At 39.1% G+C, this 15099-nt stretch carries 13 protein-coding genes; 5 read left to right on the top strand and 8 right to left on the bottom strand.

Features of this window, described 5'->3' with window-relative positions; genetic code table 11:
* Positions 1-96: 96 nt before the first annotated feature.
* Both QCD85_RS11460 and QCD85_RS11455 read right to left on the bottom strand, forming a co-directional pair.
* A complete protein-coding gene (locus tag QCD85_RS11460; RefSeq protein ID WP_301262677.1) occupies positions 97-1425 on the bottom strand; it encodes a cryptochrome/photolyase family protein in 1329 nt (442 codons plus the stop codon).
* Between the two features lie 45 nt (positions 1426-1470).
* Positions 1471-2139 carry an HAD family hydrolase gene (locus QCD85_RS11455; RefSeq protein ID WP_273614051.1) on the bottom strand — a complete coding sequence of 223 codons (669 nt, stop codon included), beginning with the start codon at positions 2137-2139 and terminating at the stop codon, positions 1471-1473.
* Between the two features lie 282 nt (positions 2140-2421).
* Here QCD85_RS11455 and QCD85_RS11450 point away from each other — a divergent pair, with 282 nt between their 5' ends.
* A complete protein-coding gene (locus QCD85_RS11450; RefSeq protein WP_204826001.1) occupies positions 2422-2610 on the top strand; it encodes a CsbD family protein in 189 nt (62 codons plus the stop codon).
* A 109-nt stretch (positions 2611-2719) separates the two neighbouring features.
* On the opposite strand, the gene QCD85_RS11445 is transcribed toward QCD85_RS11450, so the two are convergent.
* From QCD85_RS11445 to QCD85_RS11435, 3 genes are all read right to left on the bottom strand, one after another.
* Positions 2720-3028, bottom strand: a complete 309-nt coding sequence (locus QCD85_RS11445) for a hypothetical protein (protein ID WP_301262676.1) — start codon at positions 3026-3028, stop codon at positions 2720-2722.
* Positions 3029-3127: 99 nt separating this feature from the next.
* Positions 3128-3310 (bottom strand): hypothetical protein, encoded by a 183-nt coding sequence (locus tag QCD85_RS11440; protein ID WP_301262675.1) that lies wholly within the window; start codon positions 3308-3310, stop codon positions 3128-3130.
* 169 nt (positions 3311-3479) lie between these two features.
* Entirely contained in the window at positions 3480-4151 is a 672-nt protein-coding gene (locus tag QCD85_RS11435; protein WP_273614054.1) for an NAD(P)H-dependent oxidoreductase, read from the bottom strand.
* 200 nt (positions 4152-4351) lie between these two features.
* On the opposite strand from QCD85_RS11435, the gene QCD85_RS11430 reads away from it, so the two are divergent.
* Entirely contained in the window at positions 4352-4759 is a 408-nt protein-coding gene (locus QCD85_RS11430) for a DoxX family protein (RefSeq protein WP_301262674.1), read from the top strand.
* Between the two features lie 60 nt (positions 4760-4819).
* On the opposite strand, the gene QCD85_RS11425 is transcribed toward QCD85_RS11430, so the two are convergent.
* Both QCD85_RS11425 and QCD85_RS11420 read right to left on the bottom strand, forming a co-directional pair.
* Positions 4820-5638 carry an AAA family ATPase gene (locus QCD85_RS11425; RefSeq protein ID WP_273614056.1) on the bottom strand — a complete coding sequence of 273 codons (819 nt, stop codon included), beginning with the start codon at positions 5636-5638 and terminating at the stop codon, positions 4820-4822.
* A gap of 107 nt (positions 5639-5745) precedes the next feature.
* On the bottom strand, positions 5746-6696 hold the full coding sequence (locus QCD85_RS11420) for a hypothetical protein (RefSeq protein ID WP_301262673.1): 951 nt from the start codon (positions 6694-6696) through the stop codon (positions 5746-5748).
* 259 nt (positions 6697-6955) lie between these two features.
* On the opposite strand from QCD85_RS11420, the gene QCD85_RS11415 reads away from it, so the two are divergent.
* The 3 genes from QCD85_RS11415 to QCD85_RS11405 all read left to right on the top strand — a co-directional run bounded on the left by QCD85_RS11415 (position 6956) and on the right by QCD85_RS11405 (position 13507).
* A complete protein-coding gene (locus tag QCD85_RS11415; protein WP_273614058.1) occupies positions 6956-7759 on the top strand; it encodes a VLRF1 family aeRF1-type release factor in 804 nt (267 codons plus the stop codon).
* A gap of 291 nt (positions 7760-8050) precedes the next feature.
* Positions 8051-8470, top strand: a complete 420-nt coding sequence (locus tag QCD85_RS11410) for a hypothetical protein (RefSeq protein ID WP_274171513.1) — start codon at positions 8051-8053, stop codon at positions 8468-8470.
* 18 nt (positions 8471-8488) lie between these two features.
* The gene (locus QCD85_RS11405) at positions 8489-13507 is read left to right on the top strand and encodes a DUF4132 domain-containing protein (protein WP_301262672.1); all 5019 of its coding nucleotides are present in this window, start codon (positions 8489-8491) and stop codon (positions 13505-13507) included.
* 150 nt (positions 13508-13657) lie between these two features.
* Here the strand turns inward: QCD85_RS11405 and QCD85_RS11400 are convergent, their stop codons facing one another.
* Positions 13658-14857 (bottom strand): ROK family protein, encoded by a 1200-nt coding sequence (locus QCD85_RS11400; protein WP_301262671.1) that lies wholly within the window; start codon positions 14855-14857, stop codon positions 13658-13660.
* Positions 14858-15099: the final 242 nt, after the last annotated feature.

Below are 15099 nucleotides of genomic sequence, written 5' to 3'. Positions count from 1 at the left end.
TTAAAATCAAACCTAATGATTAACGCTATATTAAATCTTTTATTTTATATGTCATTATTCAAATAAACCTTATAAAACCTTTTATACAGGCAATATTTACACATTATTCACGATTTTTTTATAGATTTCAATCGCACTTGCACGTGATTGTTTAAGATCAACGATCGCATTTTTTTGCGGTTGGTGAATTTCTTTCGCAGATAAGTGTTTTAGCTCTGGCATCCATTCACGAATATAGTCGCCTTCTGGATCATACTTGGCAGACTGAGTTACTGGATTAACTACCCGGAAATAAGGAGCCGAATTGACACCTAATGAAGCACACCACATCCAGTTGCCCCGATTGATCACATTATCATAATCCAGTAATTTGCGACGGAAATACTGCTCGCCTAATGTAAAAGGACATTGCAGATTTTTGGTCAAAAACATACCGGATAAGATCCGCAACCGATTGTGGATTCGCCCTGTTTCATTGAGCTGTCTCATCGACGCATCTATAACTGGAATGCCTGTTTCTCCTTTATACCATGCTTCAAAATGCTGATCGGTCAATTCAGACAGATCATACTTGTGTTCATATTTAAAATAATGCTCATCATAGATCGCCTGATATAAGTAGAAATCACGAAAAGATAGCTGTCGCACCCATTCTTCGTGTCCCTGTGTACGCAAAGCATCATCAAGCATCTGCCGAATCGAGATCGCTCCAATCGTCACATGTGGATTCAGATCGCTAGAGGGATCAATACTGTAATAATCACGTTCTTCACCATAATCAACCATTTTGCTTTGAAGAAATGTATGCAAGATCGGTTCTGGATCTTCTGCCGGTTCATAATCATCCAATGAAAAAGGTAAATCAAATTCAGCAGACAAAGATAAAGGATCACGCGAAACATGCAAGTCTTTTAGACTGATACTGGACTCATGATTAGGATGCTGTTCGAGAAAGTCTAACCATTTACGATGAAAGGGAGCAAACACTTTATAAAACCCATCTTTTCCTGTGAAATCTGTAAATGGCTCGACATCGATTAACATATGATCGACAAGTAATGTGAAAGCGACATCGGCTTTGTCTGCAACAGCTTTTAATTTGCGATCTCGTTCTTTGGCATACGGGGTAAAATCGCGGTGAGTCACCACTTCGTCAATATCAAGCTTGTCCAATACCTGCTCTAACACCCTATCAGGCTGTCCATATACGATATGTAACGTTTTGTGTTGAGCCTGATATAACTTCTGTAGACGATGCACATGGCGTAGAAAGTTCACACCGCTATGCTCTTTTTCTCTTCCTTTTCGCAATAAAAAAGGATCAATAATCAGTAGATGTACACTTTGTGCTTCGGCTTCATGAATATAATTAAATCCGACTAGATCATGAGCTCGCAAATCTTTGCGATGAATAAATAATTTCAAAAGGAATTCCTCCTATAATGTACGTCTGCTACTCTTAATTAGGGATTACCCTTTTGCCGTACTTTCATTCAACCGTTCAATGATTTCAGTCAACGTCATATCTGTCATAGATGTTAATCGTAGGTCATGGTGTTCAAATGGCAAAAAGGATGTCACCGGATTCGGCACAATAGTACAGCGTAATCCAGCGGCTTTGGCGGCAGTCAATCCATTTAACGAATCTTCAAAAGCCAGTGCTTCGTACGGTTCTACTCCAAGCGCTGTCACCACCTGTGTATACAATTCTGGATCAGGTTTCACTTTGGTGACATCATCACTGGTGCGAATGACTTGAAAATAATCTGCCAATCCTAGCTTCGTCAAAAAGCGCTCAATCCATGCACGATTCGAACTGGTTGCCAGACCTATTTTTAATCCCAATTGCTGTGCTTCGGCTAGATACTCATGTACACCTGCGCGAGCTTCTAAATGTTCCATTTTCTGATCGTGTAAACGGCTGACCGCTTGATCCACTTCTGCTGAAATACCCGGTTGCTTCAATGTGAGATCAATATAATCTAGAAATTCTGTTCCATGTGTGCCAATACTCGGTGCGAATTGTTCCAGTGCAAGCTCCATTTTATACGTACGTAGTACCTCTTGATAACATTCAAACCACACACTTTCGGTATCCAATATTAACCCATCAAAATCAAAAACGACCGCTTTTATCATTCCCTTTTCTCCCCTTTAGTTCAAGTATTTATCTACATTTATTTAGTCGTTAAATCGGTTATCACATCAGCTATTTCACTATCTTTTTTCTTCTTAAACATTTTGTCTGTTCATGTAATCTTTTGTCAAACGATTAAAATGTATTGTTTAAATTACAATGCTGTCGGGTAATGTTAACTATCAGCGAGTTCGAGCTAAAGCATAGACGGCTTGTTGATCATTTAAAAATGATTTCTTTACATTAAATACAAATTTATTCTATTTGAACAGGAGATGTTAATGATGAGTAACGATAACGGTTTGGGCGATAAAATTAAAGGTGCAGTATCTAAAGCTAAAGGCGAAGTGAAAGATCAAGTAGGTAATGCTACAAATAACACTTCTCTACAAGCAGAAGGTAAAGTAGATAAAGCTAAAGGCGCAGTACAACAAAAAGTCGGCGAAGCAAAAGACGATCATAACCGCCACTAAAATTAAATTTCAACACAATCCCCTATAGCATATGCAGTCATAAATATATTTTATAAAAAAACTCACCTCATTTGATACGAGGTGAGTTTTTTGTTGCTATTAATTAGTCTTATTCTTTCCCTTTTACAAAAGTACCCGAATCCATCATGATCACAGTAGTAGAATCATCTACATCGGCATCATTATATACAGTATGCGTATATTCAGGAGCAGGAAGCGGATGACTAGCATCTACTCGATAAAAAACACCGTATTCGTTGTAAATCGTGCCCACTCTGTTTTGCAGTTCTTCCATTTGTGTAGAACTTGCCAATTGTTGATCTGTAACCTCATTAGCACTTTCAAAGCTATGCACAGCTACACCAGCAGTCAATACAAGCGCACTTGCTACTGTAATGACACTTAACTTCTTCATCATAAACGCATCACCTACTTTATTTTATATGTACTTTTTAAATTTAACATTTATTAGATAATAATACCATTTTAAGGTTAACGATTCTCAAGAATAAAATATTTAAGATCTTTCTTGGCGATCTGCAAACAAGAAAATGACGAATACTATGAAAGAGATCAATACGAAATACATATTTTCTACCCAATCGAGTTTATATAATGTATCTGTAAACAAGCGATAGAGCACAATCAAGATACCGGATACCACCATAGACAAAATAAAGCTGATAATTTTCTTTTTCATACATTATATTTGCATCCATCTCATGATTTCATTGTTGGATGTCCTTTCTTCTAGTTTGTTGAAGTTTTCATTCTAAACTTGTCATCTATATAAATCAAATACCTTCTCAAACAAAAAAAGACCCAACTTCTTGGGTCTTTTCGTATATTTAGCAGTGATATTCTGTTTCTTATTTAACCCATTGCACGATTTCGTCTAGAGATCTTCTTGCTTTAGGGCGTAATTCTTTTTCTGTACGGTAGCCAAAAGCAGCCATAACACTTACGCCGTACTCGCCACTACCCATTAGACCTGCATCGCTCAAAATTTGTTCAACCGCTTCTTTTTGGAAGCCTTCGATCGGACAAGAGTCGATACCGATTTCTGCCGCAGCCGTCATCATATTACCTAGTGCAATATAGGTTTGTTTGGAAGCCCAGTCAAAAAGAGCACGTTCGCTTTCCAACAAGTTCAAGTCTCTTTCTTGGAACTCTTTATAACGTGGAAGAATTGTTTCGAACATTTCTGCTGGCATTTGTTTTACTTCGATCATTTGATCTCGCAAATAATCAGAATCATAACGTACATCTGTACGCGCCAAAATGACTACAAAATGACTTGCTGTTGGTAATTGACCTTGTGCACCCCATGTAAATTCACGTAATTTCTCACGCAATTCCGGGCTTTGGATCACTAGAAATTTCCAAGGCTCTGAGCCCACAGAACTTGGTGACAAGCGACCTGTTTCTAAAATAAATTCAAAATCGTCTTCGGAAATTTTTTGCTCTGGATCAAATGCTTTGGTAGCATGTCTTGCTTCATAAGCTTGCAAAATCTCTTGTTTGCGTTGTTCTTTATTCATGGATATCTCTCCTATACCTATAATTTATTCTCTATTATAGTATGCACGATATATAACATACTTACTTTTAAATACCAAAGATAGTATAACGTTTATATCGTTTGTCGTCAATTGGATCACATTCAATTTGTGGCGATTGGTTTAATATATACATAAGCCTGTTATGATATACGTTAGACATGCTGTAAAGGAGATGAATTATGAATACATATCCAACCACAGTGCCACGTACGATTGCACGTTTTATCTTTGCACTCTTTTTTATAGCGGCGTGTGTAGCTCACTTTGTTGAAGTTGATGGATTTGCCAAATTATTACCTGCCTTTGTTCCTTTCAAAAGTGCATTAATTATTTTGACAGGGATTATCGAATTAGCATTAGCGATTCTGATCTTGATTCCTGCCTGGCGTCAACGTGCGGGTGTATGGACGGCATGGTATCTAGTGCTGATTTTCCCGGCGAATATTTATGCAGCGATTTACCAGATTCCAGCACCGGGTCAAGCGTATACTGATCCTGCTGCTCTATGGATTCGCTTGATTTTTCAGCCATTGATGATCTGGTGGATTCTATGGTGTACCCGCCCACCGAAGCCACGTACAGACTAAGTCTATCCCAATCCAAACAAAAAGCACTGGTGAAAGAAAGATGCCAGTGCTTTTTCTTATTTATACATATGCATGCACTTTAGGATTGTATTCCTGATACGCTGTCTGCAATTGATTCAGTGTTAATGCGCTATCTTCGATAATAGCTTTACGCTTTGCTTTGAGTACAATCTGTTCAATATCTGCAAAGCTACACCCATGTAGCATCGCTGATGCTGATTGTTCCAGACTTCCTATTGTAGCAAATGAACCGATCAGTAAATGAATATACTGCTGACGATCTTGCTCGGACGGCATACCATAATCCATCTTCGTATCAAAACGACGCCACACTGCATGATCTAACTCATCTGCTAGATTGGTCGCCGCTACCAGAATACTTTCTCCTTCGAATTCATCCATACATTGCAGTAGCGTATTGACGACCCGTGACATCTCTTTTACTTCATCGTTGTTATCACGAGTGCGTGCAATCGCATCGAATTCATCTAGAAATAACACACAAGGCGAAAGACGGGCAAAATCAAATATTTTGCGAATATTCGAAGCTGTTTCTCCTAAATGGCTATGAATAATCGTATCCAAACGAACAAGTACCAGTGGCAATTGTAGTCGCTCTGCTATATAAAAAGCAGTTAGCGTTTTTCCTGTTCCCGGAGGCCCTGACATCACTAATTTGTTAGGCATAGGTACATCTTGTTCGATAAACTTTTCTTTCATATCCAGGATCATCATAAATTCATCTATAATACGTTGATTGCACTCATTTAGCACGATATGTCTTACTTTGCGAGCACATTCTTTAGGCATATATACAGTCGCCATATCTGTTCCTTTTGCTTTGGGCAAACGGCTGTTATTTTTATTCGTTTTGTTCATACAGGTTAACAACTCCTTGCTCCACTTTATTAATAGTAATGATTACTATTAAACAGTTTAACAAGTTTTGCACTGAAGAACCAGTCTTTTCTTTATAGTTGTATCGTCTATTTGGTAGTAACGATAGTGTAATTGCCTGATAAATGGGTAGCAAACTGAATCGCTTTGGTCGTCGGATTGTAGTTGGTTAATTTGCCTTTCAAATATTGCTGTGTTCCATCTGCATATTCTGCACAGACAGAGAGATGATTCAGTTGAGACGCTGTTAATTTTTTGTCAGGCAATGGAAGAGCGATCCATACATCTTGAGGCGAACTGGTATCTGGGATCACGACTTGTAAGGTAGTTCCTACTGCTCCTTGTGGGGAAATCGTTTGACGATCGCTACCTAACCGAATCGTCATATCTGTATGATCAGATTGCAATGCTTGGCGAGGAATCGTCATTCTACCATGCCAGGCTTGGATACTAATTCCCAGTTGGGAGTCGGCAAACAATTTTTGAGCACGTGATGTTAATACTACAGCTAGTTCAGCCGCAGGAGGCATTTCTGGAGGAGCAGGCATACTCAAGTAAGCTGTACTTCCTGTATCTCTACGCAACATATCTACTGTTAAAGCAGCTTCTTTCACATCAATTTTGGCGGTATCTTGCAGATATTCATTATCTTTTAGTAGACGTTGTACTTGCATAGAAACAGGATGCCCTTTTTGATCGGTATGCATAAGCGCTTCAGATACAATTGTTCCAACAATGGATTCATCTGCCGAAGGATTCACCATATGTTCGTCTGGCATAATATCGGTCATACTTGGTGCTTCTGTCGGAATAGTTACAGCAGGTTCAGGCTCGGATCTATATTCATCCTGAACTTCAGTCACTTTGCCGGATTCATCGGTACTCATCATCGCATACGCTTTATTTTGTTGATGTTCATTCGTCAATTGTATAGGTAAAAAAGAAGTTGTCGTTATGGCTACAATAGATAAGGATGCCATCATCGCTACAGGGGTATGAATATATTTGTTCATTTTTTGAATGAATAAGCGTAATTTCATCCTGATAACCTCCATTAATAAATGTTATAATCTGGAATATCAGATTACTATTAGTATAATATATTCCGCTGAACATTTCCTGAACATTCCTACTTTTAGTAAATACTTCCTATTCCTAATTTTAACTTTTTTCCCCTCCTATATCGCTTAATTTCCGAATATAAAACCACCGAAATTTGACTTCTTATTTACAGTTATTGTTTAATTTAAGTGTAAACGGGTAATTACAAAGGAACTCTCTTTGAGGAGGTACAAACTAATGGGATTTATGGAAAATTGGAAAGCACTTCAGAAGTACTCTGCTAATGCAGCAGAACGGTTTTTGACCATCTATCTGAACACCGAACCAACTGCCAACACCCAGCCGGAATGGAAGCTACACCTCAAGAACGGTTTCAAAAAGCTTGCTGAATACACTGAAGCCGGTGACGAACGTAGACATTTAGATAGCCTACTTGCTCTACAGTCCAAAGTCGAAGAACGCGTAGAAAACAGTCGGAATGATATGAAAAAAGGTCTGATTATCGTAGCGGATTCATCTGGTGGATTATTCTTTTGTGAAAAAGTACAGATTGGATTATCAAATGCTTTTTATTATGAAGCAGAACCACGTTTAGAAGAATTACATGCGATTACGTCCAAATGCCCTGCTGCGGGTATCGTGCAATTGAGCAGTGATTCGGTAACTATTATTGATAGTCTACTATGTGAGATTAACAATGAATATTATTTTGAATGGGATATTGTGAATGATGAGTGGCGTGAACGTCCAAGTCAGAGTACAAGCGATCTCAAGTCAACGGTGAACAAGCAACGTGAGGATTACAAAGAACGTTGGGAAGTTGATCAAGCTCGTTGGGTCAAACGATTGACTCCAATCATTGAACGTATGGCTAGAGAAAAGCAGTGGGAAGAAATTATTTTAAGCGGTGAAAAAGCTGCTGCTTCTCATGTGAAAGAAGCTCTGCATACAACCACACCGATTCATATTGTTCCTAAAAATCTAAACAATATGAAATCACGTGAAGTGTTACAAGAAGCTTATGCTGTTCTTCAATCGTAAAATGCATATGTAATCTATGATTTGATTTCTAATAAGCATAATCATAATGGATCATTGACATGATAGTGAAAATAACAGCCCTCTATTGCTGGTTCTTAACCATAAATAGAGGGCTTTTTTAGTATGTATTTATAGGAACATTTGTTCTTGTTATTATTTTGTGATAAGGTGGATATCATAGCAGTGTATCGTATACACTTAATAGCAAAAGGCCAATCATCGCTTAACAACGGATATAGCTTGTTTGCATAGTATACGATTGATAATGATGATAGGTAAGGAGGATAGTATATGCGTATTTATGTGACTGTCAAAAGTCTGGGCAAACGCAAAAATGCTCTAACTCGTGAACCTCTAGATATTCTTAATGTGCCTGGCACATTACGCGACTTTTTAACTGAAGTTGTTCAAGAAAATGTACGTGCTTTTACAGAGCGTCAGAGCAATTCTTCATTGCTCTCTTATTTAACACCAGAGCAGGTTAATGAACAAGGCGAAACAGGTAAAGTTGGATTTGGTCATATTCATGATGATCGTATTCCTGACGAGGCAAATGCTGTTCAAGCTGCATTGTTGGCTTTTGAAGATGGACTGTATAAAGTATTTATTCGTGAACAAGATATTGAACATCTAGATGATGTTATTCAACTCTCTGATGGAGATGATGTTGCTTTTATTCGATTTACAATGCTGGCTGGACGCCTATGGTAAGAAAGGGGAGTATCGATAATGAGTGAACGCAATTATTATGGTGAATATCTTGAACATTTGCAATCAGTGACTGCTGAACTAACAGGTCAACAACAGCAGATTGCTCAGTGCTGTGTACACTTTTACGAGCATACGTATATCAGTAATAGTGAGGATGAAGTCGAACAATTAAAACAGATATTAGGGGTAAAAAGTGAGACACAGACTGTGTCATTTGAACCTTTAATTGAAGTCGTGGAACATTTATCAGATCAAGCGACTGCGGATAAATTCCGTTATATTACACAACATGCGACCGAATATCCGTATAGTGTAGGTTATTATCGTCGTCCTTATCGTACAAACGATATCTCTTTACATATAGAAGCTATCTTATCTCAACTTGTGTCTCTCTTTTTCCTGAATGCTTATGAGTTCGATCTGATGACGTATTTGACTGATCGCAATTATCCGCTAAATCAGGATTATCGTGTACAAAAAGATGCGATTGCTATTCATATTGCTTACGCATGGGATCACGATCAAGCTGAGGTAAAGCAAGCGTTACATGACATTATTTATGGTGATAATCAGACTGCTCTATTCGATCGCTTGATGATTGAAGGAATGCTGATGAGTCATCAACCTGAAGCATATCAGATGATTAGTGAGTTACTGGTAGCGGCTCGTCTGCAAGAAGGTCTACGTCAAAGTATCGTCGAGCAACTGGATGAAGGTACTTTAGAAGCGACGATGACTATACTTCGTACTATTATTGAAAATGATCTGATTCGTTACAGCTCTATCGTGCGTGCATTAGGAACATGGACAGGTATTAATCTGGAAGCGACCAATCCACGCCTATCCAAGCAACTCATCACACAAGCATATGAAGCATTAACAGACAGTTCGGTACGAGAAGAATGGTTAAGCAGTGAGAATGCGAATCATATCTATATGAGCCTTTGGGCAACTGCTGTACATGAAGAACAGGATGTCTATGATCGCATTCAACATCTAATGGATACAGGAGCACGTTATCAGAAGATTGTAGCGCTCTATGTTCTTCGAAATAGTCAGAATAAAGATTTGCGTCTACGCATTGCACAGCCTCATCTGTCTGAAGAAGATGATGAATTACGCTACTGGGTACTGGTGAACTATGATTATGAATGTAACTACTCATGGCAAACGATCAATGATACGTCCGCTCTTCAATTGGTTGTTCCTCGTACCCCATTATTAGAAGATAAAGACGTACGTAGACGTGATTTTGAACATTTCCGCCATCTATTTTTAAGTCTTAATGGACGTGAGATCTCATTCCAATCGAGCGTACTTGATTTTGTACAGGTGAGTTATTCTGCAGATCTGCCTGTCAGAAAAATGCTGTATCTAGCGGCTTATGATATGGATGAACAATGGATCAGTGAGATTTTGCAATTAAAAGATAAATTAAGCCCTGATCTACGGGGAACTATACTACAACATTATCTTTCCAATACAAATGCACCGGAACAACGTCAATTTGTGTTTGCTTCGCTGTCTGACAAAAGTATGTCTAATCGGGAGTTAGCACTCAAACAAGCTAAAAAGCTTACTTTAACCGATCCTGAATTACAAAATATCGAAAATCTACTCAAACTCAAAACAGGTTCATTGCGTCAAGGTTCTATTCAATTACTATTGAATCAACCTGCGGACTCACTAGATGTTACAGTGGAACGTCTGATCCAAAGTAAAAGCGAATTGCAACGTCTAGCTGGACTGGAGACGATCAGCGAATTACAAAGCAAGCCAGAGCGTTCTGAGCAGTATGAACGTTTGCTTCCATTGATCGAAAAAATCTCCAAACCAACAGCCAAAGAACAAGTATTGATCGACAAATTAGGGGCTTCCGAGGAATATAACGAAACCAATGGCTTTGGATTGTTTGATCCGCAAATGATGGATACATGGTTAAAAGAAAAGCCAGAACAACCTGATTTCCAGTTGAATCGTGATGTATTTACAGTGGAACCGAAGCGTATCACCGATTTTCTACAAGGATTAAACGATCTAATACATGAACATCGAAATCATGAATATACAGTCGAATACTATAGTGGTTATAAAGAAACGCTGTTAATTGGTAATCGACTCAGGGGGAATTGGCAAAATCCGAATGCAGATAGTCAGACTCTGCAAATAGAGCAATATCCTTTGCCTGAAGTGTGGCAACACTATTTACAACAAAGCGATCTTCCGGTTGAAGGAATGATACAGTTGTATCTGTATACCCAATCCGAAATGTATGATCAGACTTTAGATGATCTATACAGCTATTTTATCGATCAAATGGATTATATGGAGCTTGGAAAACATAGATTGTTAGAAGGTTGGCGAAAAACATTTATCGAGTCTATTTATCCGTTAGAACAAATCTTAGAAATACAGACATTCTACCAAACACTTCCATATCGTCAACAATTAGATGAGCTGATTCATCGCCAACAATTGGATGAGCTAATCCGAGCTTATTTGGAAGATAGTGATAAACAGGCTACTTTCGCTATGGTTCGGGATGCGCTGATTACAATAATCTGTACATTCCCACAAGAAAAGTTAAAAGAAGAAAGTGGTCTTTTTAAATTTTTGATTTCACCGTGGCGTTCGTTAGTACGAAGTCGTCTCTACGATCAAGAATCGTCAATGCAAATGTTCCATATCTTTTATACATTGGAATTTTATTATGGTCAGGATGGTCTACTGGGCACAACCGATTATGCACGTGCTTATGAATGGGACAAAATCAGCGATAACGAAATCTACTCCAAAATCATGAGCAGCGATCTGAGTCGCCAGTTTATTCGAGAATTAACATCTCAAAATATCAAATACGATACTCAGATTAATGTAAAAGAATATCCTAAAATGATACCGATTCGAGATGCTGTACTTGCTCGCATTTTGGAAATTGAACTTAGCCGTGGGGAATTGGTAACGGGAGTCACTTCACTGGCGATGAATATTCAACGTGTAGAAGGCACGGAAGTCTTTGTACGTATTCTATCGAATCTACAAAAAGAAACGTTTGTACGAGGATATATTTACGGATATGGCGATAGTATTACAAAGAAAGAAACGTTCAGTCATTTGCTCAAAAATACGTATCCTTTAGAAGGTGAAGATGAGCACACGCTAGAGTCGTTACTTCAGCAATATCCTATCGATGATAAAAAGTTACTCGAAGCGGCAATGTATGCTCCGCAATGGATCGAACTGATCGCCAAACATCTAGGTTGGAAAGGTCTACGTAGTGCGGCATGGTATTTCCATGCACATATCAATGAGACATTTTCGGCAGAAAAAGAAACGATTGTCGCTCACTATTCACCGATCTTACCACAGGAATTCAACGATGGTGCATTCGATATTGTCTGGTTCCGACAAGCTTATGATGAATTAGGAGCAGAACGATTCGATATTTTATATGAATGTGCTAAATATATCTCAGCAGGTTCGAATCATCGTCGCAGTCAACTGTTTGCAGATGCTGTACTTGGTAAGCTTGATCTGGCATCGATTCAGCAATCGGTAGCCGATAAGCGTAACAAAGACCAGTTGCTGGCTTATAGCTTGATTCCACTCGCTTCCGGTACCAAGCGTGATGCTGATATTCGTCAGCGGTATGAATTTATCCAATTGTTCCTGAAGCAAAGCAAAACATTCGGTGCACAACGTCGTGCTAGTGAAGGCACAGTCTCTGCCATTGCTTTAGATAATTTGGCACGTAATGCAGGTTATACCGATGTTACCCGTCTACAATGGGATATGGAATCACGTAAATTGGATGATTTGCTCAGTTATTTTGAACCACACGAGATTGAGGAAGGACTGAATGTCTCTCTTGTTATTGATAGCGAAGGACAGACTAGCTTAACAGCGATCAAGCAAGATAAGCCGCTCAAGTCAGTTCCATCACGTCTGAACAAAAATGAATATATTATTCGTTTAAAAGAAGTCAAATCCGAACTGACCGACCAATATCGTCGTGCCCGTCAAGAATTAGAACGTTCCATGACGAACAGCACTACCTTTACAGCAGATGAACTGATCAAATTGTCACATAATCCGGTTCTTGCTCCACTGGTCAACAGTCTGGTATTACAAACAGACAACAAGCTTGGTTATATAGATGGAGCATCTTCTGTATTGCGAAGTCCTGACGGCACAGAGCATCCGTTACAATTAGACGATCAAGTGATTATCGCTCACCCTGTTCATCTTTATGAAAGTGGTCAATGGAGTCTATATCAACGTGATCTGTTTGACCGTCAACAACGTCAGCCATTTAAGCAAGTATTCCGTGAATTGTATATCCCTAACGAAGATGAGAAAGCTAACGGTACATTATCTCGTCGTTATGCGGGTTATCAGATTCAACCGAACAAAGCGGTCGCTTTATTACGTGGAAGAGGTTGGACAGTGAGTTACGAAGAAGGATTGCAGAAAGTGTATTACAAAGAAAATATTATTGCGAATCTGTATGCACTCGCAGATTGGTTCTCACCTGCGGATACCGAAGCACCTACACTGGAGACTGTACAATTTTATAATCGTGCTACGTATGAAATGGTGCCATTTGATCAAGTATCGCCACTTATTTTCTCTGAAATTATGCGCGATGTTGATCTAGTGGTCAGTGTAGCTCATGTAGGCGGTGTAGATCCAGAAACAAGCTTAACTACGATTGAAATGCGTCGTGTGATTGTTGAAGAATCGCTACGTTTACTTCGTATCGATAATGTACAAGTTGAAGGCAATCATGCTCGCATAAAAGGAAGTCTGGGCAATTACAGTGTGCATCTTGGTAGTGCGATTGTGTATCAACAAGCGGCTAGTGCTCTGCATATTATTCCTGTGCATTCTCAGCATCGGGGACGATTATTTTTACCATTTATGGATGAAGACCCGAGAACAGCAGAGATTTTGTCCAAAATCGTAATGCTTGCTCAAGATAATAAAATCAAAGATCCACAGATTCTAGCACAATTACAACCGCAACAATCTTCATAACGTTAACATAAATAGTGCATCTGTATCGGGGAACAATCCAACGTATATCCCAAAGTATGTAAGTCTCTACTTCACCTAAACAAATCTAAAAAAACCTCTGATGACTCTTTCTAACGTATCTCTAGAAAGAAGATCAGAGGTTTTTTTCACTTACAACTCCATCTCATGCCAGACCATAACTGCGGCTCCGGTAGCGACTGCATTTTCTTCTAATATTCCTTTAGAAAACACAGGGCGATAACTATTTGAATAATAGATATTCTGCTGGGCTACCGCAATAGCTGTATTGTAGAACAGATCATGTGAATTGATCAGTACACCGCCAAGAATTATCTTTTCAGGGTGTAAAATATTGATCAGATTAGCCAGCCCTATGCCCATGTAAGCCGCAGATTGTGCGAAGATTTCTTTGATGTAGTCATTTCCTGTTTCCAGCGATTGTACCAGTGTAGTGAAATTGATCGCTTCCGGCTTGACTGCTACATGTCCATCCCACACATCGCGTCCCATTTTACTACGTGCTCGAACTTGTTGTTCTAATGCTTGTACCGAGGCAAAAGCTTCTAACGCTCCATAATTACCTGCACCATGAAGTCGCGGGCCGTCTGTCTGAATAATCATCTGTCCGATCGAGCCTTCCATATCCACAGCGCCATGTACGACATGTCCGTTAGACATCATTGCAGACCGTAGACCTGTACCGACATGCACGTACAACATATGCTGGATATGTTCATCACGCACCATCCAGTGCTCTCCTGTCAAAGCGGTATTGGCTCCATTTTCAAGAGTAACCGATAATCCTGTTGCTTCTTCTAACCAGCGCCGAAGAGGAACATCTTTCCAACCCGGAGCGGCAAAATATAGGGGGTTAAGTATTTTTCCTTGCTCACGACTAAGCGGGCCTACAGCACCTACGCCCATTCCTATCACTAATTCTGGTGCTATTCCTTGCTGAGATAACATCTGTGCTACTTGCCCTTGAACATGTTGAACTAACCGCTGAGGTGTCATACTTTCATCCATAGACCAACGCACCATTGCTAACGGTTGCATCCGCATATCATATAAGCCTAACACTGAATAAATACGTGAAATATCCAGACCAAAAATATAGCGGAAATTCGCATTGATTCGATACAAAATCGGTCGTCTTCCACCTGTCGATTGACCGAATCCAGACTCCATAATCCAGCCTTCATTGGTCATTTCTTCAAGCAGACGGGTTAGACTACTGCTGGTCATCTGAAATTCATTCATAATTTCTGCTTTGGATATATCGTCCTGCATCGCGATTCGGTCATAGACTGCTTTTTTGATGGAGGTTACGCCTTTCATATGCTTACCCATAATAATCCCACCGTTTTCCCTACAATTCTGATCGGAATTGTTTTTTTCACTTATTATATATGGTTTTTACAGGGAATGCTATGTATTTATTGCATTAAAATAGAGAAATATAACGATAAAAAAACCTCTTTTCTATAAGCAGAAAAGAGGTCGGTACTATCATGCTAATGTTCTAACAAACGATTATATCTAAAAAGATACGATCAGTCATAGATGTTCATTTGCAAAAATGGTTATTAAAA

Origin of the sequence: Paenibacillus sp. PsM32, assembly GCF_030433815.1 — a bacterium.
In the GTDB taxonomy this organism is placed as follows: Bacteria; Bacillota; Bacilli; order Paenibacillales; family Paenibacillaceae; genus Saccharibacillus; species Saccharibacillus kyungheensis.
The sequence above is the reverse complement of the archived record's forward strand: the minus strand, read 5'-3'. Positions and strand labels throughout refer to the sequence as shown.

Coding starts and splice junctions, on each gene's coding strand:
- QCD85_RS11455 (WP_273614051.1), bottom strand. CDS start 2,139: ATGATAAAAGCGGTCGTTTTTGATTTTGATGGGTTAATATTGGATACC.
- QCD85_RS11450 (WP_204826001.1), top strand. CDS start 2,422: ATGAGTAACGATAACGGTTTGGGCGATAAAATTAAAGGTGCAGTATCT.
- QCD85_RS11445 (WP_301262676.1), bottom strand. CDS start 3,028: ATGATGAAGAAGTTAAGTGTCATTACAGTAGCAAGTGCGCTTGTATTG.
- QCD85_RS11440 (WP_301262675.1), bottom strand. CDS start 3,310: ATGAAAAAGAAAATTATCAGCTTTATTTTGTCTATGGTGGTATCCGGT.
- QCD85_RS11435 (WP_273614054.1), bottom strand. CDS start 4,151: ATGAATAAAGAACAACGCAAACAAGAGATTTTGCAAGCTTATGAAGCA.
- QCD85_RS11430 (WP_301262674.1), top strand. CDS start 4,352: ATGAATACATATCCAACCACAGTGCCACGTACGATTGCACGTTTTATC.
- QCD85_RS11425 (WP_273614056.1), bottom strand. CDS start 5,638: ATGAACAAAACGAATAAAAATAACAGCCGTTTGCCCAAAGCAAAAGGA.
- QCD85_RS11420 (WP_301262673.1), bottom strand. CDS start 6,696: ATGAAATTACGCTTATTCATTCAAAAAATGAACAAATATATTCATACC.
- QCD85_RS11415 (WP_273614058.1), top strand. CDS start 6,956: ATGGGATTTATGGAAAATTGGAAAGCACTTCAGAAGTACTCTGCTAAT.
- QCD85_RS11410 (WP_274171513.1), top strand. CDS start 8,051: ATGCGTATTTATGTGACTGTCAAAAGTCTGGGCAAACGCAAAAATGCT.
- QCD85_RS11405 (WP_301262672.1), top strand. CDS start 8,489: ATGAGTGAACGCAATTATTATGGTGAATATCTTGAACATTTGCAATCA.
- QCD85_RS11400 (WP_301262671.1), bottom strand. CDS start 14,857: ATGGGTAAGCATATGAAAGGCGTAACCTCCATCAAAAAAGCAGTCTAT.